Raw genomic sequence first — 26,251 nt, 5'->3', positions numbered from 1 at the left:
ACAACAAGTAGAGGAAGAAAAAAGAAAACTATTGGAAGAACAAGAAAAACAACAGCAAAACCTCAAGCTTGATGAGCTAAAATATAATCAACTAATTTTAGTAATAAAAGAAAGTAAGGAAGAAGAAGCAGAAAATTTAGTTAAAGAGCTAAACGGTGACATGCTTAACAAGATAGACGATAACAGCGATACGGCTTTAACTTTAGCTGCTTATAAAGGATTAGATAAAGTTTGCAACTAATCTCTAAAATGTCTAATCAGGCTATTAGTACTATTAATAATGGTGAAACGGTTTTAACTTATGCTGCTAGTAAAGGCTTAAGTAAAGTATGCATGCAACTAATCCCTCTAATGAGCGATCCGGCTATTAATACTATTACCAAAACTTATTGGTACTATAGCCTTAACTTTAGCTGTATGGAATGGTTTAGAAAGGATTTGTGAGTTATATTAATACCTAGAACGACTATTCAAGCTATTCATCATGTTAATAATAAAGGTGAAACAGTATTAAATTTAGTTATAAAAAATAATTTTAAAAATATATATGACTTATTAACTTTAAGAATAAATGAGCTAAATAATCAATTCAATAAAACAAATATATATATAAGAACGAGGACGAAAAACTTATTATTGCAGAGGAAGCAAATATTTACCAAATAATAGGCAAGATAATTTTTAACTTACAAAATAGTACTAATATTGATGAAGCAGACAAGCCCATAATCCATAATAGAGAATAGCTTATATAGAATACTTAATAAGGTTCAGAAGCTAACAGATAAAAACGACATAATAAATATAACTCAAAGTATAACAGAACTTATAGGAAACGAAATTACCGAAGGGACAGTTGTAGATTTAGAAGATGAAGTTAATGAAATGGCAGAAAAACAAACGCAACAAGAGTTAAATATATTCAACGCAACAGTAAAAAAATAATTACGAAATTAGAAACTGCTAACATTAAAGTATAGTGCAGTGATACAAACACAAATAAACGAAATATCAAGTAAAGTACAAACTTTAGAAAACAATGTTAGTATAGAGCAAATAACAAACTGGATGGGGAAACTTTTAGATGGCAAAATTACTAAAGGAACAGTTATAGATTTAAGAAAGAAAATTGAGACAATAATACTTCAAGACATAAACGAATCCACTAGTATAATTACATTTATAGCAAAGGATTTATTACCAACCACTTTTCAATAATCCAGAATTGCTACAAGTGGCCACTACATTACTAAGCCCTAATTTAATCTACGAAGCAATTAATAATGATAATAAGGAGCTTATTTTAGCCGGACTAATGAGCATGGGGTATAAATATATTTAAACTAAATATTTGGAGCTGGTACTAATGCATAAACAGGCCTAAGCGTAGCCTGAATCAAGGCTAATCTAAACTGGTTAAGGGTTTGCATAACGTATCCCCCCGCCAGTCTAGACAGTTAACCAATTCTTGTAGTGCTATCTAAGTATAATCTTTATCACCAAGCATAGATTTCCGGCATATATTTATGTTTCAGCCAAATCTCAAGGATACCGATAATATAAAGGTTATTTTTAGCTCTGCTAATACCGACGTTTAAGACGTTTGGCTTTTGTGTCATTATATTTCGTGCACCTTTATCAAGAGGATGCTGAACTCCTAGTAGTAATTGTTTTCTCATATCTTGAATCGTCATATATTTCATTCAATTTTCTACGAATAGATTCGCTGTAATCTTTATACATTGTAATAATGTAAATTTGTTTGAGCAAATCATCCCCATTTTTCTCTTTTAATACTTGGTTTTAATAACTCTAGTAATTTTTGAAATTCGGCTTCCGATGCATATTTATAACGTTGAACCTTATTATCTTTTATATCTATCCATTTTGAAGTACCTAAAATCGTTCTAATATCAGAGTTACAGTCAGAGGTAGCAAAAATCATTTTGTCACACCGTAAGCTATTTTGTTACATATTTTAAACATCAGATTTTGGCATCTTCTATGCACTCATAAAGGGAAACCAACCGTAACATCATCTATTTTTGTTTGACATAAAGAATTACGGTCAGCTAGGTTTTGCAATGAAACTTCCGAAGGTGACCACTCAGGATATGAAACCTTAAAATGTTCACATAATTTGTTCATTAAATCTTGCTTTAATATAGAAATAGGATCTGTTTGCAGCGGATCAACGACTACTACGACTTTTTTTGATTTGTAAATAGCACTAGCTGCGTATTGTAGCGGTATCTGCCCTGCTTCATCAATAAATAACCAAGGAATTTCATTATGCTCGGATGTTGCCAACATTTTATCGAATGAGTGAAAAGTTGTAGACACAACAGGTATGACCATAAAGAAATTTTGCCAAGCAATCTTGTAAGTTAAAAATTTTCTTGCCAATTTTTCCAAAATAAATCTTCTTCAAAATCCTTAATATTAAAATATTTATCTTTTAAACTTAAGATAGCCAAGCTTATATCGTCGTTAAGCTGTTTTATTTCTTCTACAGAAGCTTCAATTTTCTTAATTGCAGCTTTAATATTCTTAATATCAGTTTTTATCCGGTCAATTTCTTCTGAAGATTTATTTTTTAGCTTAATTAAATCCCGTTTTTGCTCATAGCAAGAATTGTATTTTGCGGTTTTAAAAAATGCATGAATTTTTTCAAAAAAACCCAAATTTAATAATGTTATTTCACAATCAATTTCAAGTATTTTAGAGCTTTTATAATCAAGCTCTAATTCTAACTCATTTTACTCTTCTTTTTTTCTGCATATATCACTCCTAAATCCTCTTCCTTAATTAACTCTCTTTTCTTTTTATTAAATTCCATAACTGATGCAATATTTTCATAAACTTCATGAATTTCACTGTATAAATTGTTAAAACCAGCACACGCTTCTTTCCATTCATTATTAATTTCATCTATAGAATTACAATATTCAGGTTTAAAATGTGCAGGGGCTTTATCTTTACATTTATTATTAACTAGCAGATTAAGATATTGCAGCATTGTATGTTTTTCATCATTCTTATCATCGTTTTCTTCTTCATCTTTATATTTCCAACACTTATTTGAAAATCTCTTTTTATTTCCATGATTAACGAGCACCGCAGCAACTATACCCCTATCTTTCTCTTTTTCCTCTTTCAATAAAAGTTATTTAAAATAACTGAAATCTTTATGATATAGCTTATCTATTTTACTATATAACGATATTTCTTTAGATATATTTTAACGGCATTGTTATTAGATGATGCAACAACCATACCTTAAGTTTGTAATTCCGGTTTTAAAGAATTAACATGATAATCAAAATTTGGTGTATGTAAGGAAGATTGTTTATTTTGAAACCCCTCCTTAGGATCTTCTAAAGTTGCTAAATATGAAGCACGATCTACATAGATATTTGCTATAAGATCAAAAAGTATAGTGGTTTTCCTGTACCAGGTGGACCATTAACAGCAAAAAGCTTTCCTGAAAAGAGGGTAATACCAAATTAATCGCAACAGCTTGCAGTACCGCAAGACAGTGACTCGGCGATGAACACCAACGCGTCGGTTGCATCATAAATGGAGATAACAGTTCTTGTAGACTTTCTTGATGCTTTAAAACATCTATGGAATCCGGCTTATCTTCTTTACCGAGATATTTGGCAATTGCTGATTCCGAGTCAAATTTTTCTATATTACTTCGTACAAAATCTAATGGTCTTAGAAAAAAACTATTAAACATTTCTAAGGAAGGAGCGGCAAAATTATAAATTACCGGTTTATCTTTTTTCTTTTTATGCGAGGTAACTCTTCTTAAGCATATTTCAGAGCGGCTAAATAAATATTTTTCAATTTCTAACTTCTGCACTACAAGATCAATCATAAGATTAATCATTTTTAAATCTAGAGTTTTAACTCAAGAATATTGCTTTTTATCCTTAAAATATATCTCTCACTTTCTGAAAATACTTCCTCTATTAGGCTGTTATTATTATCTACAAAATTTGGTAAATCTTTTAATTCTTTTTCTTGGAACTCATCTCTCATGATTCTACCGAGAGCATAAGCAGCAGTAGAGATAACCATCAATCCTTCAATATATTTACCGTTTTCATCTATAGTTAAACCAGCAATAGGTGTTTGTCGGTTGCTCTTGCTTATCTTGATGGTTATTATAATCATTTAAGAACTCTTGATCTAATTTAGTTATATTTTGGATTTTCTTTAAAATATCAAGTGCAGCTTCCGACCATTTTAAATAACCGAGATAAATATGCCAATGAACTGCTACTTCGTTTTTCTCAAGATCAATACCGAGTTTTGTTTTATCCACAAACTAAGCATCTTTTAAGAACAAAGTGTTTCTTTCTTATCCAGTTTGCAACTAAAACTGCCTTTTTTATCGGTATGTTCTCTAATAATGTCAAAATATCTATTTAAATTTTCGTTTTTATTAGGAGTTAGTACTTCAATAATCTTCCATACACCGAGGATAGATTTAATTCATCAGATTGATTGTACATCAAAAGAAGTGTACACTTAAAATAGAAATATCCTAAGTATGACACTAGAAGAAGTAAACAACTTTTTAATGTTACCATTTATAGCATATAAAGATGTGTATAATTAACACAATTATCACCAAATTATTAATGATTTAATAAAATTTAGTATTTTATAAATTCATTTAATATATTTCCTTAACCCAAATAGGAGATAATAAATGCAAAATAATAAGGAAATTATTAAATATATAGTGTCTAGCATTTGGTCTTATTGGAATCCTATAAACTGGTCACCAAGCATACAATTCTCTACCTTAAGTTATATATTGTCTTGTTTAATTGATGGGAATGATGCATATCCAATTGAAGATGCACAAATAATAAATAATGACCAGGAATGGCTTAAAAGCAATCAAACTTATACCTTTTTAATACCCAATTTCTATCTTCTCCGTTATATGGAACTTGCAAAAGAGATACCTATATGCCTAAAAAGATTAAAAATATTTCATCAATTTGATGATGAGAATTATATACCCAATGAAGCGTTAGCCTCTCATAAGCTCATAAATAACTTTTCTAATTTATTGAAGCATTTTAAACTAACTCCTCTTATAGATTCTACTGATTTTAATCCTAACTATTTTATGGTATGGAGTTAGGCAAAAAATTTAGGGAACATTCCTAAATATTTTGGTCAAAAGCTAAAGCGTGTTTGTAATAATATAGAAGAAGCAGAAAATTATTAGGAGAGTTATGAACCGAAGGCATTCTCTCATTTTTCTACCTTTCATGAGTTTATAAATACAATAACACATTGTAATGATGCATTATTAGGTTGTAGAGATATTAGATCAGATATATATTACAATGAACTATAGTTAATTCAGATGAATACAACTTTCTTCTTTAGCAAATAAAGCAATGAATTCCTATATAGTCAAATGCACATTTAAACCGCTTCAACGCACATAGCCATACCCATACCGCCACCGATACATAAAGTAACTAAGCCTTTTTTAGCTTTAGCTCTGCGTAAGCCGTGTACCAGAGTAATAAGTACACGTCCGCCGCTTGCCCCGATCGGATGACCGATGGCTATTGCTCCACCGTTAACATTAACCTTCTCCATATCCCATTTCATTTCACGGTTTACATAAATACTTTGAGCGGCAAACGCCTCATTAACCTCAATAACTTCTAAATCATTAACGCTCCAACCTGCTTTACTTAAGGCTTTTTTGGATGCAGGAACAGGGGCAGTACCCATAATACTTGGATCAACACCGGCTGAAGCATAAGAAACAATACGAGCTAGCGGCGTTAAATTATGCTTTTTCAAAGCTTCTTCGGAAACTACCATAAGACATGCCGCACCGTCATTAATAGAGGAAGCATTACCCGCTGTAACTACACCGTCTTTATCAAAAGCAGGACGTAATTTACTCAGAATTTCAAGGCTGATATCAGGTCTTACTGTTTCATCATGATCAAACAAACTAGTAGTTTTTTTAATCGTTACTTCGATAGGTAAGATTTCATCTTTAAAAACTCCTGCTAGCTGTGCTTTAGCTGCTTTCTTGTGAGAGCTTAAGGCAAACTCGTCCTGCTGTTGTCTGCTAATATTAAACTGTTTCGAGATATTTTCGGCTGTAATACCCATAAATACTCCTGAAAATACATCGGTTAATCCGTCATACTGCATTAGATCAACCATTTTAATATCGCCGAATTTGGCTCCTGCTCTGATATAGCTACCGTGCATACCGAGCGACATATTCTCCTGCCCACCTGCTATAACTATTTCATTATCACCCGTCATAATTGAATTTGCTGCAAGTACTACGCTTTTAAGACCTGAGCCGCATACTTTATTAATCGTATAGCCCGGCACTTCTTTCGGTATTCCCGCATAAATCAGAGTTTGCCTCGCCGGATTCTGCCCGCTACCGCCGGTTATTACCTGTCCAAGGATTACCTCACCTACTAAAGCTGGATCGATTTTGCTGTTTTGCAGTATATCCTTTATTAAATGAGCAGCAAGCATAGGTGCAGCCGTTGTACTAAGGCTACCTATAAACGAGCCGAAAGCAGTCCTTTTCGCATAAGTTATATAAACCGGTTTTGTCATAATGTGTACTCCTTAAACAATTAATATAGTTTATCATTTATTAAATAACTAATATGTCCACCTGCTACATCTATAAGCTTAGAGTTTTTTAATAATTTTTGCAAAGATAAAATGGAAAATTTAGGTACTATTTGATCATCTTCTGCTGCTACTAATATATATACAGGACAATGAATTAAACTCGGATCAATAATAAAATTATTCGATTTTCCATTTAAGATTTATAAACATATTTTCATCTAATATATTTTGTATAATTTGATTATAAACCTCCTTAGATATACTATTACCTGACATAAGCCAATTCTCTATTCTCAATGCTAATTCTTGCTCCTTATCGGAAGTTATAGAGAAAAATTTTTTTAATTTAGCATTGAAATAATCAGGGAATAAAATTTGAATATGAATTTTAGGAAGTATCGGTAAATTGTCTATGCCACTATCTAGTTTTAAATATCGATGCAACATTCTTATATAGAAAAAATGAGAAAAATCCCACAGGCAGGTAAGTAAAGTCAGAGTTTTGATAAATTTAGGCATAAGTACGTTTGTAGCTATCGCAAGGTTACCGCCGATACAATGACCTATTAAATTAATGTCTTTAATTTTCAAATTATCTATTACTTCGATTATTTTATGCACATAGTCGTCTAGTAAATATTTAGGTTCCTCAATCTCTAGCCAATCTATTAAATAAACTTCACCGTAGCTTCTCAAATTTTCAATAAAACTTTTGTCACGAGCTAAAAAAAATATTTCCAGTGAGTTGAAGATAGAGAGGATGATTAGGAAAGTTTTGATGTCATCCTGACTTCTTGCTATGTCATTCCCGACTTCCCCTTTGTCATTCTCACGAAAGCGGGAATCCATTTTTAATTTATTTTTACTGGAACCTCTGGACAAACCACGGGATAACGCCGAGTAATACAACGCCCTATAATGCTCTGTTTGCATTACTATTTTACCTGATTTTAAATATTAATTACCTAAATTATGTGTTTTTGTATAATTATTATAAAGGTCAAAATATTCCTGTAGTTTATTACTATCTAGCATTGAGAGTATCTAATCTTATATTAGTAATTCTTGACAAAAGGCTAAATATATTGTATAAGTTCAGCACCTTCAGAATGTAATAACAAGTATATAGGCTCTAAAGTCTTAGGGGAAATATCTTTTCATAAAATCTTGAAGTGCTTAAGTTTTTTTTTGTCCTTAGGGATTTATAATGCTAAGTACCTCATCACGATCGTTTAAAAACAAATTCAGAGCGGCATTTTGGCCTGTGCATAATTACGAACTCGGAAAGTTTATTCCGATGAGTACCTTAATGTTTTGTATTTTATTTAATCAAAATGTTTTACGAATCTTAAAAGATAGTATTTTAATCTCCGAGATTAGTGCAGAAATAGCAGGTTTTGCTAAAGTTTATTGCGTTACGCCTGCCGCTGCTTTATTCGTGATTATTTATGCTAAAATGATTAATTATCTTACTTTTGAAAAGATCTTTTATTATTTAAGTGCATTTTTTATCAGCTTTTTTGTTTTATTCACTTTTGTAATCTATCCTAATATTCATATTTTTCATGTACATCCCGATAATCTAGCTGACTGGATGGAACGTTATCCTCATTTTAAGTGGTACATCTCATTAGTAGGTAATTGGGGTTATATAGTATATTATAGTCTTGCCGAGCTTTGGCCTAATATTTTTTACGTATTATTATTTTGGCAGTTTGCTAATGAACTTACTACTACCGAAGAAGCAAAAAGATTTTATACTCTCTTTTCGCTATTCGGCAACTCTTCTTTAATATTAGTCGGCTTTTTAATGATGAATCTATCATCGGAAGATACTATTATTAAGAAGTTTATGAGTATTTCGGATAGTAAAATCACTTTAGTTCAAGTATCCACAACAATTGTGGCAATTGTTGCTATTATTTGTTGTTTGTTAGTTAGATTTATTAGCAAGAACGTTTTTACTAATCCGTTATTTTATGCTAAAGCAAAAAGCGGTAGATCAACTTCAGAACGTATGGGGCTAATTAAAAGCTTTAAATATATTGCGAAATCAAAATATTTATGGCTACTTTTAATTTGTTCGGCAGCTTTCGGATTTGCTATTAACTTAGTCGAAGCCGTATGGAAAGCAAAAATTAAGGAATTATATCCGACTGTAAATACCTATGCTGAATTTAACAGTCTGTATATACTTTGGACAGGCGTGGCAATAATGGTTATGACCATCATCGGTAATAACATTATGCGTATGCACAACTGGTTTGTAGCAGCAGTTATTTCACCGGTTATAATAATGGTGACCGGCATTTTGTTCTTTGTACTTATCGTATTTGACCAACAAATTTTATCATTATTTGATGGAGCAATTTTAATGTCACCTCTTGCTCTTGCCGTTTCAATCGGTGGTATTCAAAATATTTTAGCTAAAGGTACTAAATATTCTATATGGGATACTTCAAGAGAAATGTTATATATCCCTCTTGATGAGGAACTTAAAACCAAAGGCAAAGCTGCGGTTGACGTGATAAGTGCAAAAGTCGGCAAATCCTCTAGCGGTCTTGTGCAATCTATTATTTTTACTTTAGTTCCAACCGCTACTTTTACCTTAATCTCACCAATTCTAATGGTGGTATTTACTTTTGTATGCTTAGCGTGGATTTATGCAGTAAGAAAAATATATTTTGAATATCAAAAAATAGCATAAAATAAATTATTGTCATCCCGCGACTTGACCACGGGATCTAAGAATACAAGTCTGTGACCAAGATACCGTAGTCAAGCCACGGTATGACACCGAACGCGTTTTTTGATCCACGCGGGTAATGCCCTTTTTAGCTAGGAACCTTACAGCATAAAACTATCGATGTTACTATGAATCAATCTCTCCTAAAGCTTTAGTCTCTATATTATCTAAGAAAATCTCAAAATCCTTTAAGATATTTTCAACATCTTTTAAGATAGGATCAAATTCGTCTTTACTTTGAGAAGAAGGCGGTTTAAATTAAGTTAGGGTAACTTTTTCCCTCTTTATAAAATTATGAGGCTGAGGTTGAGTCTTAAGTTTAATAGTAACAACTTCGCCTGCTAGAGAGTTCGGATATCTGTTCTTATTAATTGAATCTGGATGCGTAATTTCTAGGTTTTTTGGAGTATTATCTTCCTTGTTCTTACTACGGAATGAAAAAATTCTAGATGATGGCATTTGATTTACATTTTATTTAAAAAACGCTATTTATTATAGGGCAATAATTTATATTTAACAAGCAGGATGGTTAATTGTCATAAACTTTTCTATCATTCTAGTAACGGAACGTTCTAGCTCAATATCTAATTTTGAATAATCAGAAAAGTTAAACCATTTAAGTTCATTCGATTCGTTATTTTTTATAAAATTATCATTATTTACTGTTTTTAGTAAAAATCGTACATCATAGTGATAATGAGCAGGCTCCTTATGAGTTCGCGGAATATAATGGGTGTCTATATCAAAAATCTCCTTATTTATCGTTTTGATTTCATTAATTCCGGATTCTTCTATAGCTTCTTTAACCGCTACATTTAATATATTACTATCTCCATCACAATGACCACCTGGTTGAAGCCACTTATCAAGCTTTTTATGGTGCATCAATAAAAATTTAGTTTTATCATTATTAAGTAAAAAAGCCGAAGCAGTGAAATGTCCTATTTGTAAATCTCAGCTAAAAGGGTTTTCATATTCATTTAAAAATTCAAGCATTTTTGTTTTTGTAACAATTTCTTCAGGATATGTACTACTGTAATTTTGTAGTTTAATATGTAATTCATTCATAATGATAATTTTTTATGTATAGAGCTTCGATATTTAACTCAAATTTCTCTGCTAAGTCAAATGAAAATAATTTCATAAAATTATATTGTCCATGTTTCATGGTAATTATCATTGACAATTAGTTAATGTTTAGTTATATATCGCATAACTAAAATTTAATATTAACTAATTAGGTTTATTTTTATGCTTAACAAAATAGTCGAGTTATGTAGAAGTGATGATACCAACCCCTTGGTATGGTAAGCTTGCAGTAGTAAGAGCATGTGCTGTTGGAATTTATGTGATAGCAGGTGATTTACTTAAATCTCCGGCTTTTATTCTCAAATGTGGTGCCGATATATTAGCAACAATGGGAGCAATTCTAGCATATGAGCATTATACAGACGCAACTTCGCAAGAAAGTCCGATGATAGGAAATGAAGCACAAGCTGCAATATAATAATAAAATATTTTTAACGAATTTAGAGGACACACCGACTCTAAATTCGTATTCATTGACCATTCAAACCGTTTTTTAGTCTAATTTTGACTTGTTTTAAAGAACGAGGAGTTGCGTCCGTAACTTCAATTTCAATATTTTCTGAAATATCTATTCTAGTACCGATAGCCGGCACACTACTGACTCTAGTCAATACTAATCCACCTATCGTATCAAACTCATCATAATCATTGTGTAGCTTTTCTCCTATTATTTCTTCAAGCACTTCTACTTCAACACGTGCATTTGAAATAATTGTTGAGTTATTAATAACCTTGAAATTATCGCTATCTAATTGCTGATCATGCTCATCATCTATTCGTCCTACTATTTCTTCTATAAGATCTTCAATAGTAACTAAACCGTCAGTACCGCCATACTCATCAACAACTATTGCAATATGTGTTCTCTCACGACGCATTTTTGCTAGCAAATCTAATAATTTCATAGAAGGAGCTGCAATTATATGCTTACGTATAAGCTTTTTTAAACGACCGTTTTGCTTTGTAGCCAATGCTTTAAATAAATCCTTGATATGAATGAACCCTACTACATTATCCAAAGTACCGTCATATATAAGAGTTCGTGTATGTGGGACTTCTAACTTAATAGACTCACTTAATTCTTCTAGATTCGTAGTTAATTTTATTGCCGCAATATCGGAACGCGGTACCATTATATCTTCAATAGTTTTATCTTCTAGCTCCAATAAATTAGCTAAAATATTACGCTCGTCTAAAGTCATTTTTTGGCTATTAATTTTAAGGCGTTTTATGACACCAAAAAAATTATCGGGCGTTTTTGTTTTTCTAAAAAAATTTTTTATCGGAGAGAATAATTTTCGTACAATAAAAATTAACTTATTATTTTGATTTTTTTTACTAGAATCTTCTTTTTTTGAAGATTTTAACATAAATTTTTTTATTTAGTTAATAAGGGGGGAAAATACCGAAATATGATAATATTTCAATTTCTAGATTTTCCATAATATTTGCTTCTGTGTCATTTTGATGATCAAAACCAATTAAGTGTAAAATACTATGTATTAAAAGATGAATAAAATGATTCTCAAAAGTTTTGTGCTGCTCGCACGATTCATTATATATTACCTCATAACAAAATGCTATATCACCTAAATGCATATAATCAGAGTCACCTAAAAATTCAAGTTTAGAATATAAATCCTGCCAATTTAATTCGTTGCTTGGAAAAGAAAGAACGTTAGTAGCTTTTTCTATATTACGAAATTGTTTGTTTAAGGTCAATATTTCTGCAGCATTTGTTAGTAAAATTGATAATTCAAATTGTTTTATTTTACTAAAATTATCAAACCGCAATAAAATATTTTGAGTTATTTTTTTGATTAAACTCTTATTTATCTGCTTATGCTCACGCCATTTGTTGTAGTTTCTTACAATTTCTACGTTTATCATTGTACCAAATATTGAATAAATAGTCGTTATAGACTTAGCTGTAACTTAAGAGCATATTTTAAAAGCTGTATATCTTCATTAGAGATAAAGTTAATTTTAGATTTTAATCTTAATTTGCTTACTGTCATTATTCGATCAGTCATGGCTTTACCTTTTGTGCTACCTATCATTACGTAGGCTTCACAAGGATAGCATTTATCGATGTTACTAGTTAAAGGTATTACTTGCACACGATTTAATGAAGCATTTGAGTAATTATTGCCGATCTTACCTTAGCGACTTCCCACCTAACAAAGGATTAAAGTCGACCACCATACCTCAGCTCTTTTCATAAAAATCGCGTTCTATTAACCCTTCTACCCACTCATCGGCCTTCTCCTCAGCTTTTGTATCTTGAGCCATGGCTTTGTAAGCGGCTCCAAGCTTCTCATTAATTACATAAGGTTTTACAAAAAGTTGCTCAATAAATTTGCTAATTTTACGCTCACCTATTACAGAATAAAGCCTATAATAAACCGCTTCATCTATAGTAATTGTCAATTTCTTCTGCATAAAATACTCGTATACACGTGTGTTACACGTATGATATCATATATATAAATTAATCAACATAAGGATTATTTACTTTAGTAAACAAAGATAATAGCTATGAAAACTGACCACACAGGCAATAAGCATGTATTTTAAGACACCAGTTTTTGTTGGTAATTCTCTTTTAATTTTTGAAAATCCTCATCGGCATGGTATGAAGAACGGGTTAGCGGGCTTGCCGAAACCATCAAGAATCCTTTTGTTTTTGCTACTCGCTCTAGATATTTAAACTCTTCCGGCGTAACATATTTTGCGACCTCAGCATGATTTTTGGTAGGCTGCAGATACTGCCCGATAGTTAGGAAATCAACCTTTGCTTCTCTTAAATCATCTATAACCTGTACTACTTCATTTATTTCTTCCCCAAGTCCTACCATCATACCGGATTTTGTAAAAATTTCAGGAGATAATTTTTTAATATTATGAAGTAAGCTTAAAGAATTATAATATCTAGCCCCCGGTCTAATCGTTTTGTATAAAGACGGTACTGTTTCGACATTATGGTTAAAAACGTCAGGTTTTGCGTTTGCTATTATTTCAGCTGCTCCTTCTTTTCTTAAAAAATCGGGTGTTAGAATCTCAATAGTAGTATTTGGCGATGATTTTCGGATTTCACTAATACAATCCGCAAAATGTGACGCTCCGCCATCCTCAAGATCATCACGATCGACGGAAGTAATTACTACATGCTTAAGATTTAGCTTTTGTACCGCCTCCGCTAACCTTTGCGGTTCATACGGATCAAGTAAATCCGGTCTACCCGTTTTAACGTTACAAAACCTACAAGCTCTAGTACAAACCGAACCTAAAATCATCACAGTTGTATGTTTTTTTGACCAGCACTCACCAATATTAGGACAAGCAGCTTCCTCGCACACAGTATTTAATCTCAGATTCTTTATTAAATCTTTTGTATTATAGTACTCTGTAGAATTAGGAGCTTTTACTTTTATCCAATCAGGTCGTTTATTTAAATTAGCCATAAAACGGAAATAATTCAATTAATTTTGTCACTTCATTTAATACTTTCTGCTCAAGAGCGCTATTATCTTCATTATTTTTTAAGCCGTCTAAAATATCTGCTACCATATGACCGACTAATACAAAATCCTTTTCTTTAAAGCCTCTAGTAGTACATGCGGGAGTACCAAGGCGAATACCTGAAGTGATAAAAGGCGAAGTTTCATCAAACGGGATAGCATTCTTATTACACGTAATCCCTGCTCTATCCAAAGAATTTGCGGCAAGCTTACCAGTGATTCCGTCTTTACGCAAATCCACTAAAACAATATGATTATCGGTACCACCTGTTAATATATCATATCCTCTTTCTTGCAAGCTACTTGCTAAAGCTTTAGCGTTACTTATTACCTGCTGAATATAACTTTTATATTCAGGCTGCAAATTTTCTAAAAAAGCTACGGCTTTTGCAGCTATTATATGCATTAATGGACCACCTTGTAGTCCTGGAAATAATGCAGAATTTATTTTGTGACCTATCTCTTCATCGTTAGATAAAATTAAACCACCTCTTGGACCTCTAAGTGTTTTATGAGTAGTAGAGGTAACAGCATGAGCGTAAGGAATAGGGCTTTGATGCTCACCTGTGGCAACAAGTCCTGCAATATGAGCAATATCTGCCATAAAGTAAGCTCCTACTTTATCCACGATTTCTCTAAATTTTGCAAAATCAATATTACGAGGATAAGCAGAAAAACCGGCTATAAGTAATTTTGGTTTATGCAAATCCGCTAAGCGTTCAATCTCATCATAATCGATTAAATAAGTCTCTTTATTTACGCTATAAGAAACGGCGTTAAACCATTTACCAGACATATTAGGAGCTGCACCGTGCGTTAGATGCCCGCCGCTATCTAAGGACATACCAAGAACCGTATCACCCGGCTGTAATAAAGCAAGATATACAGCCTGATTTGCTTGTGATCCTGAATGAGGTTGGACATTTGCATATTTGCAGTTAAAGAGTTTTTTTACTCGTTCTATAGCTAAATTTTCAGCTTTATCTACTTCCTCGCAACCGTTATAGAATCGCTTACTTGGGTATCCTTCGGCATATTTGTTAGTCAGAAGCGCCCCTTGAGCTTCAAGCACAGCAGGACTTACGAAATTTTCTGATGCAATAAGCTCGATTACGCTACTTTGACGTAGCTTTTCATGCTTTATTATTTCATTAATCTCTTTATCCGTTTCGCGTAAATTATTATTAAAAATATTCATTCATCCTCATATTTTTTTGGTTTTGTTGTGTGGATATCTAATCATCATTGCGAGGAAAAATTGAAAATTTTGACGAAGCAATCTCATACCAAAATCCTGAGATTGCCACGCAGCCTACGGCTGCTCGCAATGACGGTTATTTATAAAATTAATCGCAATCTCAAGCCCCCGTCCATCTATTGAATGAGCAAGAGACGTTAATTTATGTCCGCTATACTCTATATGCAGCTTAGATAAATAGTTTGAAGCATTATACATCTCGCTAACACCGACCACCTCATCTAATTCCCCATGAATCAAGCATATAGGAGTAAGCTTATTATTAACTTCCATAGGTGGAATTAATGCACCCGAAAAACCTATAGTACAGAAAAACGGCTCTTTTTGAACTAGTGTTAAATATAATCCTATCATCGTACCTTGAGAAAAGCCAATAATGATAGTATCTTTGTTGGTTAGATTTAACTTGTCCTGCTTTTGCTTTATTATATCTTCAACCTTAGAAATATTATTTGCAATTAGCTTTACCATAATATGCGGGCTGCGGTCTTGCAAACTAAACCATTGTCTACCATAAGGCATCATATCATAAGCTTCGATACCATGCGGGGAAATAAAATGACAATTGGGTAAATAATTTTTGATATAAGGCACAAGTCCTATTAAATCATGTCCGTCCGAGCCGACACCGTGCAGTAATACTACTAGCTTCTTCGGCGGCTGCTCTTTACTTTCTACTTCGGGGTATTCTAAATATTTGCTCATGTTTTTATATGTTTATGTACTTAAAATATTAAGTTGAGTAGAGTATACGAAGGTCAATTTCAAAAAGAGCAAGGAGTCTGCAAGGCGAGGAGCGGAGCGTATACTGAATACGTGAACACCGCAGAACTTGCTAGACGAATACGCCAATTTTTGAAATTCACCGAGTATACGCTTTCAACATCTTCTCAAGTTCTCCACTTTGATATAACTCTCTAGCAATATCACACCCGCCGACTAATTCTCCGTTAATGTATAATTGTGGGAATGTCGGCCAGTCGCTAAATTTTTTTAAATCTTCACGTAATTCAGCATCAAAAAGTACATTAATATCACGAAATTCTACACCTAATTTATTCAAAATAGCTACTACGGTTCCTGAAAATCCGCATGCAGGCGACTTTTTAATACCTTTCATGAACAATACTACTTTATTATTTTTTATCTCATTTTCTATAAATTTAAAATTTTTATTTTCTAGCATTTTAAGACTCAATAATTTATCTTCTAAAATACACTTTCTATAGTAATATATGCAAGCACAAATAGTGAATAAAATTTTTGAGATTTTTAGCAAGAATAATCCAAATCCGAAAACCGAATTAATATATAAGAATGATTTTACCTTATTAGTAGCGGTAATATTATCTGCTCAAGCCACCGATATATCAGTAAATTTAGCAACTAAATCTTTATTTGAAACTTATGATACACCAGAAAAAATTTTAGAACTCGGCGAAGAAGGACTTAAAAAATATATAAAATCTATAGGACTATTTAACAGCAAAGCAAAAAATATTATCGCATTATGTAAAATATTGATAAGCAATTATCAAGCTTCAGTACCGAATGATTTTAAGGCATTAATTAAACTACCGGGCGTTGGCAGAAAAACTGCTAATGTTGTACTAAATTGCTTATTCGGCATGCCTACAATGGCAGTTGATACGCATGTCTTTAGAGTAGCCAACAGAATCGGGCTTGCTAAAGGCGGTACTCCTGAAATAGTAGAAAAAGAGCTACTGCAGATTATCGATAAAAAATGGCTAACGCATGCCCATCACTGGCTAATTCTACACGGCAGATATATATGCAAAGCTAGAAAACCCAATTGCGACATCTGCCCTATTAAAGAGTATTGCGATTATTATTTTAACCTTAAATAAGAGTTATAGTAAATCTTATAAATTACCAATTATTTCTGAATAATATTCATGTTCTATAGAATTAGGTTTAGGATCAAGTGTTGCTAATGTTTCTAAATGACAAGTAACGAACGGTGCACCTTTTACCTTGCCCCCTGCATAGATACGGATGTTTGCAAAACCAAGCGAATTCTCCTTCCATTTGTGCACTAGTTAATGCATGTAATATATTACCGTTTTTATCATAAAGACTAAATAAAGTTTTGTCATTATCCTCAATAACTTTTATAGGGGTTTGTTTATTATCTAAATTTTCTTGCTGATGTCCTATATATATTTTTCTAAAACTCCTTTTTTCTCATATTCTTTAAGAATTATTTGTGTCATTTCTTTTACCGGTACAGTAATCATATATTCTTTTTTATTAGAATACATATCTTTGGCACAGGCGGCAATAAAACTATGAAGTTTAACTGCAAGATTTTTATGTTTTATAATAAAAGGTTTTTCTTGATATATTGGAAGTCTTGCTATACCAGAATGCGAAATAAAGCTTGCATTTTGAGAAGTCAGCATGGTTATAAACATCTCTATAGATGAGAAGTATCACGCGAGTCATATTTTATTGGTCGGTTAAGCCTTGATCATGATAATCTAAGCTAGCGGAAAAGGCATACTTCCCCTTAAAAATTTTTATCACCAGATCATTACCTTGATAAGCACTTTGAAAGCTACTCTGCTTACCCAAAAAATCTTGCCAAGCAGACATATTCGCTCCGTTGACTTTTACCATATAAAAATGTAAATCATCTTCCTGTTTATAATGATGAATTTCTGAATTTACTTTTTGTATTTGTGTCTCTTGTAACTTTTTAAAAATACCCTGTAAATCAGAATATTGTTTATTGTTTATCTATTTTACTGAAATTATACTTAGAACCAAGCCGTAAAGCTCGCCCATATTACATTTCGATTCCATCCGGGGTTTTATCTTCTTTACATACAGCTTTTATAAATTGACTTCACTGTTCTTCATCTTTAGTAAAATTATTCTTTTTTAAATCTCTCTAAGAATTTTTTTAATAAAGCCTCTTTTCTGCGATCTGTCATATTAACATCAATATGATTAGTAATATTTATGCCTGTTTTTAATCTTAAATTCAAAATATCTTCCATATATCTATAGAAGGTATAAATTTCTATAGTTTGGGGCTTAAAAGATGAATTATCATTTACTTCTTTCCAATGTTCATAAGTTGATATATCAAGAGCGATAATTTTATCCTTTACTATATAAGGATTTTGAAGAAAATTAAAAATCTCTTGTAAGCTTATTCCCTCTAAATTTGTACAATCTAAGACACCGTCTTTCATAAAAGATAGTGCTTCTTTCAATTGATCATTGATTTTTCTTTCATTTTATAAATCTTTTAAATATTAATTCTTAAAGAAATACTAAAAATTAATATTTTATCAACAAAATATCTTATGTGATTATAAAGATACGGCTAAGTGATGTGTACAAATACTTTAAATTTTAATATATTTTCAAATTGACAATTTGTTGCTTACTTCATAATATCTAGGCTCAATTTGATAAAGGTAAAATTTATGCGTTCAGCACTTATAACTTCTATATTAGTAGCTGTAGCTTTCTTAACAAGTGCTTGTAATACAATGCAAGGTACAGGTCAAGATATGCAGGCAGCCGGTAAAAAACTTAAAGATTCGGCAGAAAGCAATAAGCCTCAAAAAGGTTGCTGCTGTCCTCACAGCTCAGCTAACTAAATATACTGTTTTTTATAATGGGTCGTCTGCCGATTCTTCATTTACTCGGAGTATATATCGCAGACGACTTTTTATTTTTCTGCCTTATCGATTTCTGCTTTTAGCTTTTCTATTTCTTCTTTTGAAAGTTTAGTATATTTAATTATTGTTTCTAGAGGCTCTTTATCAATTAGCATTTCTTGTGCTATTTCAATATTTCTTCTAGCTTCGCCTTCAGCTCTTCCTTCCTCTTTCATCTTTTTAAAAGCACTAGTTTCAATTCTAAGCCACTCTAAACGATTTTCATATTCCTCTCTTTCTGCATCATTTAAATTTATTACCTCAAGCATGATTAATGCTTTTTTCAATACATCATTATCCAATTCTTTCGGTAAATTATCTTTATTTAACAAATCATTACGTGTTAAAAATGCTACCATATATCTAAAGCATTTTTAACTTTCTTGACGACATCAGATAACTCCTCCTTAGGATACTTAGCAAATTTATTAATCTCTATCGTATGTAACTCTATATCTTTAAAATATACTAAACCACTTTTTATTTCCTTTAACTGAAAAGAATTATGATATTCATCTGTATCTGTAATACTGGTAAAGTTAAGTATGTGTATCCCTATTGTTTTATTTAATGCCACATAATCTGATCCCTCTTTCAGTTGCTCCGTATACATTTTCGCCCAGTAATACAAAGCTCTTTTATCGTAATCCACTTCATCGGTTACTTGGATTTCGATTTATACCTTTTACTGCTTTGACTTTTGGCTTTTATATCAAGTATAGATAGTTTATCGGCTTTAAAATTCTTTGGATTATACGGATTAAGTAATGTTACTTCTACAATCTGATCTTTCTCACTTACTATCGAATTAATAAGCGATATCAATAAATCTTTATTCTCTTCTACTCCGAAGATTTTTTTAAATGCTAAATTTACTCTCGGATTAACTTTTGACATATTATTATGTTACTGAATGTGATTTTCTCTTTATTTTAGCATATTCTAAGGTAAATATTCTACTCTAAATTTATATTAAATCTTTTGCTTATTCACCAATCTATATATCTCTTTTTTACTATAAACATCTTTGAATTTGTCATAAACAAGTTCGGTAGTAGTTTTGCTACTTAAGTTTTTACTTAAGCAAAGTTCTATAAATTTTTCTAAATTTTTGTGTTGGTTTTGTTCCTGTATATTTCCTGAAATCAACAATACTATCTCACCTTTTAAAATATTATTTTGATAGAACTCTATTATTTCATCTATATCCCCTGTTTTTATTTCTTGATACAGTTTAGTTAACTCACGAGCTATACATATTTCTCGGTTTCCTAGTATTTCCTTAGCTACCGATAAAGTATTTACCAAACGAGGAGCCGTTTCAAAAAAAATCAAAGTAGCCTTAAGATTTACTAGTTCAGAAAAAATCTTTTTCTTACTTTCTATAGTTTTAGGTAAAAACCCGTGAAATAAAAATCGATCAGTAGGAAGAGCCGATAAAGTTAGAGCAGTAACCGGTGCAGATACTCCCGGTACTACGTCTATATGACAATTAAGATTGCGTATACCTCTAACTAACTTATAGCCGGGATCGGAAATTAAAGGAGTCCCTGCATCAGAAATTAAGCTTATTATATTGCCCGATTTTATTAAACTTATGATATTTTCTCTATCTTTCTCGTCACTATGATCATTATAAATTTGTAATTTTGTATGAATGTCATGTTTTGCTAGCAATTTTTGTGATATTCTAGTATCCTCGCATAAGATAATATCCGAATTTTTTAAAGTCGATATAGCACGAAGCGTTATATCTTCAAAATTACCGATCGGTGTTGAAACAATATATAATCCCGGTTTGGAAAGATATCTAATCATAGTTTTTTAATTTTAAGTAACATTATGGCTAGTATAAAACATAAACTACGAATCGTTCTATCATTTTTTTGCTTGATATATTTAACGTCCTGTCAAACTCCTAAAGAAGAACCTATAAGTTTTCCTAAAAAAGAACAAACAGAAATTGAGATTGCAATTTTAATGCCAAATCAGGGTCCTGATAGTATTGTCGGGAAACAATATAAAGATTTAATTAAAATGGGACTTAACGACGGAATCAAATCTTACATACATGTTACTTCTTACGATGGTTCAGACGAAAAAAACGTTTTAGCCGCTATAGATAAAATAGTAGCACGTAAAACTAAGATTATTTTAGGTCCTCTATATTCTAACTTTACCTCTCTAATAGCCGAAAAAGCAAAGGCAAATGATATTATTATAATAACTATGTCAAATAATCCGGCTCTTGCAGAAGATAAATTATTTGTATTCGGTCATGCACCTTTAAAACAACTGATACGTATAATTAATTATTACGCAAGTAACAACCATAAAGATTTTATGGCATTATTACCTAAAGGGAAGCATTCGCAAACTATTAGTCAAGTAATGCAAAATATATTGATTCAGAACAATGCATCATTATCACGCACTGAATTTTATGAGGATAATCCTGAATCTATAGCAAAAGCCGCAAGAAATATTTCAGACAATACCGATATTATAAATGAACGTAGCGACACGACAAAACCGGTTATTTATCTATCAGACGATCCAAAAAATTTAAACCTACTCGCTGATAGTATTCGTAAATATAATTTAGATAAAAAGGCTATTTTAATCGGTGATCATCGTATTGATATCGATTACCCTGAAAATATCGATATTAGCTTTACCGGCTCTTTAAATTTACTCAATAGCAACGTGCCTGATAGGGCAAAAGACTTAGGTATTAACCATATAGGCTTCATGCATCTTCTTTCTTATGATTTAGGACGTATGACTGCAAACTATATAGGCAATGAATTTGCATCTGAAAGGTTTTTAAATAGAATGAACAGTAGACAACCTTATATAGGTTTATCCGGTAATATTTATTTCATCGATGGAGTAGCTCAGAGACGATATGATATTATTAGGAAAGAGAATGGGATATATTCTACTGTTTCAGGAAATTAGGGCGTTGTTGTATCTTGGTCACTCAGTGACCTGACCCATGTTTGTACGAACGTTCAGGATGTCATTCCCGCGGAAGCGGGAATCCAGAGTAAAGCGAGATAAATCGAGCTTTTCAAAAAATCTTTAAAGTACTGGATTCCCGCTTCCGCGGGAATGACATTGAGTAGGTTTTTTAAGCCATGCAACAAGGCTGGTCAAGCCACAGGATGACAAAGGGGGACACTAAAGATTAATTATTTATTTTTATCATTATCACTACCGTCGTCTTTCATGCCGTCTTTAAAAGCTTTAAGACCTTTAGCAAGATCGGACATGACTTGCGGTAATTTGCCGGCACCGAATAATACAAAAATAATTAATAAAACTATTAATAAATGGCTAAAGCTCATTCCCATGATATTTTTTTGCTGTATAAGTTAAAATTTAATTATATAAGATATTATAGCTCTAATCTAGGATAAAATAATTAAAGAAATGTTTACTAAAAAACAATTGTCAGAATTTTTTGCTACTTTTTTTTATATCGGGAAAATAAAATACTGCCCAGGCACTTTTGGATCGATTGCTGCTTTCCCTCTAACTTATTTCTTAATATATTTTATTGTTAATAACAAAATAATCATTCCTTTCTTAAGTCTTACTCTCGGTGAAGCTCAACTTATCAGTATATTTATTATAAGCTTTAGCCTATGTTTGATACTCTTAATACTCGGCACTTATTTTACTAAAATATATTTAAATTATACAAATTCAGAAGACCCTAAAGAAGTGGTCATTGATGAAGTAGTAGGGCAAATACTAACTATTGTTTTAGTATTTTTTTCCGCTTTATTTGCTAATGAATCGTATTTAATTAAATATTTTAGTCCGCTAACAATAAATATTATATTACTTTTCGTATCACCTTTTTGTCTATTCCGATTTTTTGATATAGTAAAGCCCTGGCCTATTAATTGGTTGGACAAAAATATTAAGGGCAGTATCGGCGTTATGCTTGATGATTTGCTAGCCGCAATATTTGCTGCGGTAACTCAATACGCAATTATATTTGTGTTAATAGATATTCGACAATAGATTTACTATAAAAAAAGATCATTGACTAATTTCTAATATAATAATATGATACGATAAATATTTATAAATTTTTAAAGAGATAGTTTTCATGTTCGCAGTTATAAAAGCAGGTGGAAAACAATATAAAGTAGACAGAAATAGTATTATTAAAGTCGAAAAAATTGATGGAGAACTTGGCTCTAAAATTCAGTTTGATCAAATTTTAATGATTGGCGAATACTCAAAGCCTTCTTTTATTGGGACTCCAATAGTTAAAGGGGCTGTCGTTACGGCTGAAATTACTAACCAACTTAAAGATAATAAAATTATAGTCTTTAAGAAAAAGCGTAGAAAAAATTATCGTCGTAAAGCCGGTCATCGTCAAGAATTGACGGAATTAAAAATATTAGATATTACCAAACAATAATAATAACTTAAAAGGAATTATAAAATGGCAACCAAAAAAGCCGGTGGTAGTTCTAGAAACGGAAGAGACTCGGCCGGTCGAAGGCTGGGAGTTAAAAAAGCCGATGGACAATATGTAATACCCGGTAATATTATAGTTAGACAACGCGGCACAAAAATTCATCCTGGAACGAATGTAGGGCTGGGCAAAGATCATACAATATTTGCTTTGATAGAAGGTAGAGTAGAATTTTTAACTACGCGAAATCATAAAATCGTGAATGTTAAAGAAATTGCAAATACTTAAGTATTGCGGTTTGATCTACTAGTGTTACGTGGAACGAAAAATGCTTTTTATGGCATTGTTACGTTGATTGGTAAAATCCACTTGGTCACCCCGTGGCTTGACTAAAGGGTCATAAAAATAATTTAAAGTACTAATATTATTAGTATTTTAAGCTGGATCCCGCGATCAAGTCGCGAGATGACAATTGAAAACCGTTCCACACAATAATGTCTGTAAGTGCGCTAGATGACGACAGGCGGAAATTAATTATATAACATAATATTCTATTAGGCTTTCTTTACTTATGGCCTTAATAATTCAAAAGTTCGGTGGCACTTCCGTTGCAAATATTGATAGAATAAAAAAAATCGTTCCTATCATAAAAACCGAAATAGCTAAAAATAACCAAGTAATTGTAGTAGTTTCGGCTATGGCAGGTGTTACTAATCAACTTGTCACATTGTGTAATGAAGTATCAAGCCTTAATAACATTTCTCAATGTGCAGAATATGATGTAGCACTTTCTAGCGGTGAAATAGTCACTGCTTCATTACTAGCGCTCGCTCTTCAAGAAGAAGACATAAAGGCGCGATCATTTCTAGCTTGGCAATTACCGATGCTCACCGATAATAATCATAGTAAAGCTTTAGTAGAATCAATTACTACAGATTTACTAGAAAAATATTTACAGTTAAATACCATCCCTATAATAGCCGGTTTTCAAGGAATTAACAAATCTAATAGGTTAACTACTTTGGGCAGAGGAGGATCTGATACTACTGCCGCCTTAATCGCTGCAGCTATGAAAGCCGATAGATGTGATATTTATACCGATGTAGAGGGAATATTTACTGCTGATCCAAGAATTATTCCAAATGCCAAAAAGATAAAAGAAATAGATTTTTTAGAAATGTTAGAACTAGCATCAAGTGGAGCAAAAGTACTACACCCTAGAGCCGGAGAGTTAGTAATGCGGTATAAAATAGATATGCGTGTTCTGTCAACATTTTCACCGGATACAGAAGGTACGTTAATCACTTCAAAGGATAAAAATATGGAGAATGGGATTATTAACAGCATTACTTCTAATAAAAATTTATTAAAAATATCTGTAAAGAGCATGTCTTTAAGTTTTTTGCAAGTTGCAAATATGATTACACAAAATAATAATCATATTGAGTTTATGCAAGAGATAAAAAATAATGAAGAATATAGTTTTATTACAAATTTAACCGATAAAAATAATTTACAAGCTTTACTGACTAATTTAAAAGATGATAAGCAGATACAAGATTTTACTTTTGATACCGAAATTGCTACAATCTCTCTTATTGGTTATGGGATTAAAAATGATTGTAAATTACTTGAAACGATATTATCAAAGTTAACGAACGATAATATAAATGTTCACATGATACAATTATCAGAAGTTAAAATTACCTTATTCATAAATGATCAAGATGCAGAAAAAACAATTTTTAATTTATATAATCTTTTTAAAATATCTTAGATTCTGCATCTGAAATTTAATTTATAGAAAAAGAAGTGGAACAGACATGGCTCATACTACAGAAAAATTTTATAATTTGTGACAAAAAAAGTTAACATAGATTAATTTAAATTTCATATATAAGACCTAAATACTTAATTCAATAGCTTAAATTTATTATTTTCATTATAATTATCTTCTATTTACTATTTATTAGTTATATATTAATAAATAAGTCTAAGAGACTATCTATGAAGTTATTTTAACTCTCAATTTTTAGGAGTAAATTTTACAGGAAAAAATAATGAGCGAAGATATAAGGTCAAAAGAAAGATTTAATCGGATTAACGATATATCAGAAACAAATAAAGATGATCTAGAAGAAATTAGAAATAATTTTAAAAAATTTGTACTGAATATATTAGAAACAGACAATATAACCCCGTATAAGTTAAGTGAAAAAACAGGTACTCATGAAACAGCGTGGAAAAATTTTCTAGATGGTCGTACAAAAATGCCTGATATGGGAGCAATTGTTGCTCTTGCAGATTATAAAAATGTTCCACTAGATAAAGTAATAGGCAGAGATATAAATAAAGCAAAAAAGATAACGGTAGAAATAAAACAAACTCCGGAAATATCGGCATCTATAGCTAAACTACCAAAAGATATACTGCAAGAAGCCATGTTGATAGGAGAAAAAACTAGAGGGTTTATTCATAAACCAACAAATAAAAAGACAAAATCTTTTGCTGAACAAGTTAAAAGCTCTAATAAACCGAAAGGAAGGTCTATCTAAATAAAAATATGTTTTTCAATATTGAGCCTAATATAAAACTTAAAACCTTACTTGATATTCTAATGGAAAATAACTTCAAAACGACCAAAATGGCCGACAGCACTGTCGTTTACTTCCACTGATATTCCATCACAAAAAATAACTAGCAGTAAAAATACACAGCTAAATCTCGATCGCTTCAGACAAGATGCATTTAAGGACGAGTCTGCACAGTGTACATTAGTACGTGGCTACAGACGAGTTCCACGAAATTCATTAGTATCAAGCGATCGAGATGACGTTGTACGAGTAG

At 31.6% G+C, this 26,251-nt stretch carries 44 protein-coding genes; 14 read left to right on the top strand and 30 right to left on the bottom strand.

Annotated features, from left to right (window positions below):
* The first annotated feature begins 31 nt into the window (after positions 1-31).
* The 3 genes from WSW_RS0104155 (at position 32) to WSW_RS0104145 (ending at position 1,218) form a co-directional block, all read left to right on the top strand.
* On the top strand, positions 32-241 hold the full coding sequence (locus tag WSW_RS0104155) for a hypothetical protein (RefSeq protein ID WP_029374987.1): 210 nt from the start codon (positions 32-34) through the stop codon (positions 239-241).
* The gene (locus tag WSW_RS0104150) at positions 232-444 is read left to right on the top strand and encodes a hypothetical protein (RefSeq protein WP_238528501.1); all 213 of its coding nucleotides are present in this window, start codon (positions 232-234) and stop codon (positions 442-444) included. Before WSW_RS0104155 ends, WSW_RS0104150 begins: the two co-directional genes overlap by 10 nt.
* A gap of 540 nt (positions 445-984) precedes the next feature.
* Positions 985-1,218 carry a hypothetical protein gene (locus WSW_RS0104145; protein WP_016917191.1) on the top strand — a complete coding sequence of 78 codons (234 nt, stop codon included), beginning with the start codon at positions 985-987 and terminating at the stop codon, positions 1,216-1,218.
* Positions 1,219-1,496: 278 nt separating this feature from the next.
* Here the strand turns inward: WSW_RS0104145 and WSW_RS1000000109405 are convergent, their stop codons facing one another.
* The 8 genes from WSW_RS1000000109405 to WSW_RS0104105 form a co-directional block, all read right to left on the bottom strand.
* A complete protein-coding gene (locus WSW_RS1000000109405) occupies positions 1,497-1,694 on the bottom strand; it encodes a hypothetical protein (RefSeq protein WP_238528500.1) in 198 nt (65 codons plus the stop codon).
* A 77-nt stretch (positions 1,695-1,771) separates the two neighbouring features.
* A complete protein-coding gene (locus tag WSW_RS1000000112010; protein ID WP_016917189.1) occupies positions 1,772-1,945 on the bottom strand; it encodes a hypothetical protein in 174 nt (57 codons plus the stop codon).
* Positions 1,946-2,010: 65 nt separating this feature from the next.
* On the bottom strand, positions 2,011-2,406 hold the full coding sequence (locus WSW_RS0104130) for a DNA2/NAM7 family helicase (protein WP_016917188.1): 396 nt from the start codon (positions 2,404-2,406) through the stop codon (positions 2,011-2,013).
* Entirely contained in the window at positions 2,388-2,684 is a 297-nt protein-coding gene (locus WSW_RS0104125) for a hypothetical protein (protein ID WP_016917187.1), read from the bottom strand. The genes WSW_RS0104130 and WSW_RS0104125 overlap by 19 nt, the downstream gene beginning before the upstream one ends.
* Before the next feature lie 65 nt (positions 2,685-2,749).
* Positions 2,750-3,160: a hypothetical protein gene (locus WSW_RS0104120; protein ID WP_016917186.1), complete on the bottom strand. Its 411-nt coding sequence runs from the start codon at positions 3,158-3,160 to the stop codon at positions 2,750-2,752.
* A 267-nt stretch (positions 3,161-3,427) separates the two neighbouring features.
* A complete protein-coding gene (locus tag WSW_RS0104115; RefSeq protein WP_029374985.1) occupies positions 3,428-3,895 on the bottom strand; it encodes a hypothetical protein in 468 nt (155 codons plus the stop codon).
* An 8-nt stretch (positions 3,896-3,903) separates the two neighbouring features.
* Complete coding sequence (locus WSW_RS0104110; RefSeq protein ID WP_238528498.1) at positions 3,904-4,182, bottom strand: cytochrome P450; 279 nt, start codon at positions 4,180-4,182, stop codon at positions 3,904-3,906.
* Entirely contained in the window at positions 4,112-4,333 is a 222-nt protein-coding gene (locus tag WSW_RS0104105; protein ID WP_010977702.1) for a hypothetical protein, read from the bottom strand. The genes WSW_RS0104110 and WSW_RS0104105 overlap by 71 nt, the downstream gene beginning before the upstream one ends.
* Positions 4,334-4,723: 390 nt before the next feature.
* Between WSW_RS0104105 and WSW_RS1000000113045 the strand changes: the two genes are divergently transcribed.
* Positions 4,724-5,167 (top strand): hypothetical protein, encoded by a 444-nt coding sequence (locus WSW_RS1000000113045; RefSeq protein WP_016917184.1) that lies wholly within the window; start codon positions 4,724-4,726, stop codon positions 5,165-5,167.
* Positions 5,168-5,457: 290 nt separating this feature from the next.
* On the opposite strand, the gene WSW_RS0104095 is transcribed toward WSW_RS1000000113045, so the two are convergent.
* The 3 genes from WSW_RS0104095 to WSW_RS0104090 all read right to left on the bottom strand — a co-directional run bounded on the left by WSW_RS0104095 (position 5,458) and on the right by WSW_RS0104090 (position 7,506).
* On the bottom strand, positions 5,458-6,636 hold the full coding sequence (locus tag WSW_RS0104095) for an acetyl-CoA C-acetyltransferase (RefSeq protein ID WP_016917183.1): 1,179 nt from the start codon (positions 6,634-6,636) through the stop codon (positions 5,458-5,460).
* Positions 6,637-6,656: 20 nt separating this feature from the next.
* Positions 6,657-6,740 (bottom strand): hypothetical protein, encoded by an 84-nt coding sequence (locus WSW_RS1000000113040; protein ID WP_238528511.1) that lies wholly within the window; start codon positions 6,738-6,740, stop codon positions 6,657-6,659.
* 94 nt (positions 6,741-6,834) lie between these two features.
* Positions 6,835-7,506 (bottom strand): alpha/beta hydrolase, encoded by a 672-nt coding sequence (locus WSW_RS0104090; protein ID WP_016917182.1) that lies wholly within the window; start codon positions 7,504-7,506, stop codon positions 6,835-6,837.
* A gap of 358 nt (positions 7,507-7,864) precedes the next feature.
* On the opposite strand from WSW_RS0104090, the gene tlc5 reads away from it, so the two are divergent.
* Positions 7,865-9,364: a GTP/GDP exchange transporter Tlc5 gene (tlc5, locus tag WSW_RS0104085; protein WP_014419937.1), complete on the top strand. Its 1,500-nt coding sequence runs from the start codon at positions 7,865-7,867 to the stop codon at positions 9,362-9,364.
* Between the two features lie 552 nt (positions 9,365-9,916).
* Here the strand turns inward: tlc5 and WSW_RS0104075 are convergent.
* Positions 9,917-10,348: an NUDIX hydrolase gene (locus WSW_RS0104075; protein ID WP_081463632.1), complete on the bottom strand. Its 432-nt coding sequence runs from the start codon at positions 10,346-10,348 to the stop codon at positions 9,917-9,919.
* 9 nt (positions 10,349-10,357) lie between these two features.
* Positions 10,358-10,471: a hypothetical protein gene (locus tag WSW_RS0104070; protein ID WP_014014742.1), complete on the bottom strand. Its 114-nt coding sequence runs from the start codon at positions 10,469-10,471 to the stop codon at positions 10,358-10,360.
* A 217-nt stretch (positions 10,472-10,688) separates the two neighbouring features.
* On the opposite strand from WSW_RS0104070, the gene WSW_RS0104060 reads away from it, so the two are divergent.
* On the top strand, positions 10,689-10,910 hold the full coding sequence (locus WSW_RS0104060) for a hypothetical protein (protein WP_016917179.1): 222 nt from the start codon (positions 10,689-10,691) through the stop codon (positions 10,908-10,910).
* Between the two features lie 52 nt (positions 10,911-10,962).
* On the opposite strand, the gene tlyC is transcribed toward WSW_RS0104060, so the two are convergent.
* The 8 genes from tlyC to grxD all read right to left on the bottom strand — a co-directional run bounded on the left by tlyC (position 10,963) and on the right by grxD (position 16,457).
* Positions 10,963-11,862 (bottom strand): hemolysin C, encoded by a 900-nt coding sequence (tlyC, locus tag WSW_RS0104055; RefSeq protein WP_016917178.1) that lies wholly within the window; start codon positions 11,860-11,862, stop codon positions 10,963-10,965.
* Positions 11,863-11,878: 16 nt separating this feature from the next.
* The gene (ybeY, locus tag WSW_RS0104050) at positions 11,879-12,382 is read right to left on the bottom strand and encodes an rRNA maturation RNase YbeY (RefSeq protein ID WP_010977713.1); all 504 of its coding nucleotides are present in this window, start codon (positions 12,380-12,382) and stop codon (positions 11,879-11,881) included.
* Between the two features lie 26 nt (positions 12,383-12,408).
* Positions 12,409-12,648, bottom strand: coding sequence for a type II toxin-antitoxin system PemK/MazF family toxin (locus WSW_RS1000000110650; protein WP_083832933.1), 240 nt, complete (start codon positions 12,646-12,648; stop codon positions 12,409-12,411).
* 52 nt (positions 12,649-12,700) lie between these two features.
* Positions 12,701-12,934, bottom strand: a complete 234-nt coding sequence (locus WSW_RS0104040) for a hypothetical protein (RefSeq protein ID WP_029374983.1) — start codon at positions 12,932-12,934, stop codon at positions 12,701-12,703.
* Between the two features lie 131 nt (positions 12,935-13,065).
* Positions 13,066-13,956, bottom strand: coding sequence for a lipoyl synthase (gene lipA, locus WSW_RS0104035; RefSeq protein WP_016917175.1), 891 nt, complete (start codon positions 13,954-13,956; stop codon positions 13,066-13,068).
* Complete coding sequence (glyA, locus tag WSW_RS0104030; RefSeq protein WP_016917174.1) at positions 13,949-15,211, bottom strand: serine hydroxymethyltransferase; 1,263 nt, start codon at positions 15,209-15,211, stop codon at positions 13,949-13,951. Before glyA ends, lipA begins: the two co-directional genes overlap by 8 nt.
* A gap of 114 nt (positions 15,212-15,325) precedes the next feature.
* On the bottom strand, positions 15,326-15,976 hold the full coding sequence (locus WSW_RS0104025; RefSeq protein ID WP_016917173.1) for an alpha/beta hydrolase family protein: 651 nt from the start codon (positions 15,974-15,976) through the stop codon (positions 15,326-15,328).
* A 157-nt stretch (positions 15,977-16,133) separates the two neighbouring features.
* On the bottom strand, positions 16,134-16,457 hold the full coding sequence (gene grxD / locus WSW_RS0104020) for a Grx4 family monothiol glutaredoxin (RefSeq protein WP_012151266.1): 324 nt from the start codon (positions 16,455-16,457) through the stop codon (positions 16,134-16,136).
* A gap of 49 nt (positions 16,458-16,506) precedes the next feature.
* Here grxD and nth point away from each other — a divergent pair, with 49 nt between their 5' ends.
* Positions 16,507-17,139 (top strand): endonuclease III, encoded by a 633-nt coding sequence (gene nth / locus WSW_RS0104015; RefSeq protein WP_029374982.1) that lies wholly within the window; start codon positions 16,507-16,509, stop codon positions 17,137-17,139.
* A 15-nt stretch (positions 17,140-17,154) separates the two neighbouring features.
* Here nth and WSW_RS1000000113035 read toward each other — a convergent pair whose 3' ends face one another.
* From WSW_RS1000000113035 to WSW_RS1000000109385, 4 genes are all read right to left on the bottom strand, one after another.
* A complete protein-coding gene (locus WSW_RS1000000113035; protein WP_016917172.1) occupies positions 17,155-17,328 on the bottom strand; it encodes a hypothetical protein in 174 nt (57 codons plus the stop codon).
* A gap of 117 nt (positions 17,329-17,445) precedes the next feature.
* Complete coding sequence (locus tag WSW_RS1000000113030; RefSeq protein ID WP_016917171.1) at positions 17,446-17,694, bottom strand: hypothetical protein; 249 nt, start codon at positions 17,692-17,694, stop codon at positions 17,446-17,448.
* 46 nt (positions 17,695-17,740) lie between these two features.
* On the bottom strand, positions 17,741-17,911 hold the full coding sequence (locus WSW_RS1000000112005) for a hypothetical protein (RefSeq protein WP_016917170.1): 171 nt from the start codon (positions 17,909-17,911) through the stop codon (positions 17,741-17,743).
* 254 nt (positions 17,912-18,165) lie between these two features.
* On the bottom strand, positions 18,166-18,492 hold the full coding sequence (locus tag WSW_RS1000000109385) for a hypothetical protein (protein WP_016917169.1): 327 nt from the start codon (positions 18,490-18,492) through the stop codon (positions 18,166-18,168).
* A 237-nt stretch (positions 18,493-18,729) separates the two neighbouring features.
* On the opposite strand from WSW_RS1000000109385, the gene WSW_RS0103995 reads away from it, so the two are divergent.
* Positions 18,730-18,906: an entericidin A/B family lipoprotein gene (locus WSW_RS0103995; protein ID WP_016917168.1), complete on the top strand. Its 177-nt coding sequence runs from the start codon at positions 18,730-18,732 to the stop codon at positions 18,904-18,906.
* Between the two features lie 71 nt (positions 18,907-18,977).
* On the opposite strand, the gene WSW_RS1000000113025 is transcribed toward WSW_RS0103995, so the two are convergent.
* The 4 genes from WSW_RS1000000113025 to rsmI form a co-directional block, all read right to left on the bottom strand.
* A complete protein-coding gene (locus WSW_RS1000000113025; RefSeq protein WP_016917167.1) occupies positions 18,978-19,325 on the bottom strand; it encodes a hypothetical protein in 348 nt (115 codons plus the stop codon).
* Positions 19,319-19,618 (bottom strand): Rpn family recombination-promoting nuclease/putative transposase, encoded by a 300-nt coding sequence (locus WSW_RS1000000113605; RefSeq protein WP_029374981.1) that lies wholly within the window; start codon positions 19,616-19,618, stop codon positions 19,319-19,321. Before WSW_RS1000000113605 ends, WSW_RS1000000113025 begins: the two co-directional genes overlap by 7 nt.
* An 8-nt stretch (positions 19,619-19,626) precedes the next feature.
* Entirely contained in the window at positions 19,627-19,863 is a 237-nt protein-coding gene (locus WSW_RS1000000113600) for a PD-(D/E)XK nuclease family transposase (protein WP_029374980.1), read from the bottom strand.
* Positions 19,864-19,938: 75 nt separating this feature from the next.
* Entirely contained in the window at positions 19,939-20,784 is an 846-nt protein-coding gene (rsmI, locus tag WSW_RS0103975) for a 16S rRNA (cytidine(1402)-2'-O)-methyltransferase (protein ID WP_016917166.1), read from the bottom strand.
* A gap of 24 nt (positions 20,785-20,808) precedes the next feature.
* Here rsmI and WSW_RS0103970 point away from each other — a divergent pair, with 24 nt between their 5' ends.
* Complete coding sequence (locus WSW_RS0103970; RefSeq protein ID WP_016917165.1) at positions 20,809-21,927, top strand: penicillin-binding protein activator; 1,119 nt, start codon at positions 20,809-20,811, stop codon at positions 21,925-21,927.
* A gap of 233 nt (positions 21,928-22,160) precedes the next feature.
* Here the strand turns inward: WSW_RS0103970 and tatA are convergent, their stop codons facing one another.
* Positions 22,161-22,322: a twin-arginine translocase TatA gene (gene tatA, locus WSW_RS0103965; RefSeq protein ID WP_004997483.1), complete on the bottom strand. Its 162-nt coding sequence runs from the start codon at positions 22,320-22,322 to the stop codon at positions 22,161-22,163.
* Between the two features lie 79 nt (positions 22,323-22,401).
* Between tatA and WSW_RS0103960 the strand changes: the two genes are divergently transcribed.
* The 5 genes from WSW_RS0103960 to WSW_RS0103940 all read left to right on the top strand — a co-directional run bounded on the left by WSW_RS0103960 (position 22,402) and on the right by WSW_RS0103940 (position 25,959).
* Entirely contained in the window at positions 22,402-23,001 is a 600-nt protein-coding gene (locus tag WSW_RS0103960) for a phosphatidylglycerophosphatase A family protein (RefSeq protein ID WP_016917164.1), read from the top strand.
* An 88-nt stretch (positions 23,002-23,089) separates the two neighbouring features.
* Positions 23,090-23,407, top strand: coding sequence for a 50S ribosomal protein L21 (gene rplU / locus WSW_RS0103955; protein ID WP_004997480.1), 318 nt, complete (start codon positions 23,090-23,092; stop codon positions 23,405-23,407).
* A gap of 24 nt (positions 23,408-23,431) precedes the next feature.
* The gene (gene rpmA, locus WSW_RS0103950; RefSeq protein ID WP_016917163.1) at positions 23,432-23,692 is read left to right on the top strand and encodes a 50S ribosomal protein L27; all 261 of its coding nucleotides are present in this window, start codon (positions 23,432-23,434) and stop codon (positions 23,690-23,692) included.
* A 283-nt stretch (positions 23,693-23,975) separates the two neighbouring features.
* Positions 23,976-25,181 (top strand): aspartate kinase, encoded by a 1,206-nt coding sequence (locus tag WSW_RS0103945; RefSeq protein WP_016917162.1) that lies wholly within the window; start codon positions 23,976-23,978, stop codon positions 25,179-25,181.
* Positions 25,182-25,464: 283 nt separating this feature from the next.
* The gene (locus WSW_RS0103940) at positions 25,465-25,959 is read left to right on the top strand and encodes a hypothetical protein (protein ID WP_016917161.1); all 495 of its coding nucleotides are present in this window, start codon (positions 25,465-25,467) and stop codon (positions 25,957-25,959) included.
* Positions 25,960-26,251: the final 292 nt, after the last annotated feature.

It is taken from the genome of Rickettsia honei RB (genome assembly GCF_000263055.1).
Lineage (GTDB): Bacteria > Pseudomonadota > Alphaproteobacteria > Rickettsiales > Rickettsiaceae > Rickettsia > Rickettsia rickettsii.
The sequence above is the reverse complement of the archived record's forward strand: the minus strand, read 5'-3'. Positions and strand labels throughout refer to the sequence as shown.

Excerpts from the sequence above, each read along its gene's own strand:
- WSW_RS1000000109405 (WP_238528500.1), bottom strand. The coding sequence starts at position 1,694 with ATGACGATTCAAGATATGAGAAAACAATTACTACTAGGAGTTCAGCAT.
- WSW_RS1000000112010 (WP_016917189.1), bottom strand. The coding sequence starts at position 1,945 with ATGATTTTTGCTACCTCTGACTGTAACTCTGATATTAGAACGATTTTA.
- WSW_RS0104115 (WP_029374985.1), bottom strand. The coding sequence starts at position 3,895 with ATGATTAATCTTATGATTGATCTTGTAGTGCAGAAGTTAGAAATTGAA.
- WSW_RS0104110 (WP_238528498.1), bottom strand. The coding sequence starts at position 4,182 with ATGATTATAATAACCATCAAGATAAGCAAGAGCAACCGACAAACACCT.
- WSW_RS1000000113045 (WP_016917184.1), top strand. The coding sequence starts at position 4,724 with ATGCAAAATAATAAGGAAATTATTAAATATATAGTGTCTAGCATTTGG.
- WSW_RS0104095 (WP_016917183.1), bottom strand. The coding sequence starts at position 6,636 with ATGACAAAACCGGTTTATATAACTTATGCGAAAAGGACTGCTTTCGGC.
- WSW_RS0104090 (WP_016917182.1), bottom strand. The coding sequence starts at position 7,506 with ATGGATTCCCGCTTTCGTGAGAATGACAAAGGGGAAGTCGGGAATGAC.
- tlc5 (WP_014419937.1), top strand. The coding sequence starts at position 7,865 with ATGCTAAGTACCTCATCACGATCGTTTAAAAACAAATTCAGAGCGGCA.
- WSW_RS0104070 (WP_014014742.1), bottom strand. The coding sequence starts at position 10,471 with ATGAATGAATTACATATTAAACTACAAAATTACAGTAGTACATATCCT.
- WSW_RS0104060 (WP_016917179.1), top strand. The coding sequence starts at position 10,689 with ATGATACCAACCCCTTGGTATGGTAAGCTTGCAGTAGTAAGAGCATGT.
- tlyC (WP_016917178.1), bottom strand. The coding sequence starts at position 11,862 with ATGTTAAAATCTTCAAAAAAAGAAGATTCTAGTAAAAAAAATCAAAAT.
- ybeY (WP_010977713.1), bottom strand. The coding sequence starts at position 12,382 with ATGATAAACGTAGAAATTGTAAGAAACTACAACAAATGGCGTGAGCAT.
- WSW_RS0104040 (WP_029374983.1), bottom strand. The coding sequence starts at position 12,934 with ATGCAGAAGAAATTGACAATTACTATAGATGAAGCGGTTTATTATAGG.
- lipA (WP_016917175.1), bottom strand. The coding sequence starts at position 13,956 with ATGGCTAATTTAAATAAACGACCTGATTGGATAAAAGTAAAAGCTCCT.
- glyA (WP_016917174.1), bottom strand. The coding sequence starts at position 15,211 with ATGAATATTTTTAATAATAATTTACGCGAAACGGATAAAGAGATTAAT.
- WSW_RS0104025 (WP_016917173.1), bottom strand. The coding sequence starts at position 15,976 with ATGAGCAAATATTTAGAATACCCCGAAGTAGAAAGTAAAGAGCAGCCG.
- grxD (WP_012151266.1), bottom strand. The coding sequence starts at position 16,457 with ATGCTAGAAAATAAAAATTTTAAATTTATAGAAAATGAGATAAAAAAT.
- nth (WP_029374982.1), top strand. The coding sequence starts at position 16,507 with ATGCAAGCACAAATAGTGAATAAAATTTTTGAGATTTTTAGCAAGAAT.
- WSW_RS1000000113030 (WP_016917171.1), bottom strand. The coding sequence starts at position 17,694 with ATGCTGACTTCTCAAAATGCAAGCTTTATTTCGCATTCTGGTATAGCA.
- WSW_RS1000000112005 (WP_016917170.1), bottom strand. The coding sequence starts at position 17,911 with ATGGTAAAAGTCAACGGAGCGAATATGTCTGCTTGGCAAGATTTTTTG.
- WSW_RS1000000109385 (WP_016917169.1), bottom strand. The coding sequence starts at position 18,492 with ATGAAAGACGGTGTCTTAGATTGTACAAATTTAGAGGGAATAAGCTTA.
- WSW_RS0103995 (WP_016917168.1), top strand. The coding sequence starts at position 18,730 with ATGCGTTCAGCACTTATAACTTCTATATTAGTAGCTGTAGCTTTCTTA.
- WSW_RS1000000113025 (WP_016917167.1), bottom strand. The coding sequence starts at position 19,325 with ATGGTAGCATTTTTAACACGTAATGATTTGTTAAATAAAGATAATTTA.
- WSW_RS1000000113600 (WP_029374980.1), bottom strand. The coding sequence starts at position 19,863 with ATGTCAAAAGTTAATCCGAGAGTAAATTTAGCATTTAAAAAAATCTTC.
- rsmI (WP_016917166.1), bottom strand. The coding sequence starts at position 20,784 with ATGATTAGATATCTTTCCAAACCGGGATTATATATTGTTTCAACACCG.
- WSW_RS0103970 (WP_016917165.1), top strand. The coding sequence starts at position 20,809 with ATGGCTAGTATAAAACATAAACTACGAATCGTTCTATCATTTTTTTGC.
- tatA (WP_004997483.1), bottom strand. The coding sequence starts at position 22,322 with ATGGGAATGAGCTTTAGCCATTTATTAATAGTTTTATTAATTATTTTT.
- WSW_RS0103960 (WP_016917164.1), top strand. The coding sequence starts at position 22,402 with ATGTTTACTAAAAAACAATTGTCAGAATTTTTTGCTACTTTTTTTTAT.
- rplU (WP_004997480.1), top strand. The coding sequence starts at position 23,090 with ATGTTCGCAGTTATAAAAGCAGGTGGAAAACAATATAAAGTAGACAGA.
- rpmA (WP_016917163.1), top strand. The coding sequence starts at position 23,432 with ATGGCAACCAAAAAAGCCGGTGGTAGTTCTAGAAACGGAAGAGACTCG.
- WSW_RS0103945 (WP_016917162.1), top strand. The coding sequence starts at position 23,976 with ATGGCCTTAATAATTCAAAAGTTCGGTGGCACTTCCGTTGCAAATATT.
- WSW_RS0103940 (WP_016917161.1), top strand. The coding sequence starts at position 25,465 with ATGAGCGAAGATATAAGGTCAAAAGAAAGATTTAATCGGATTAACGAT.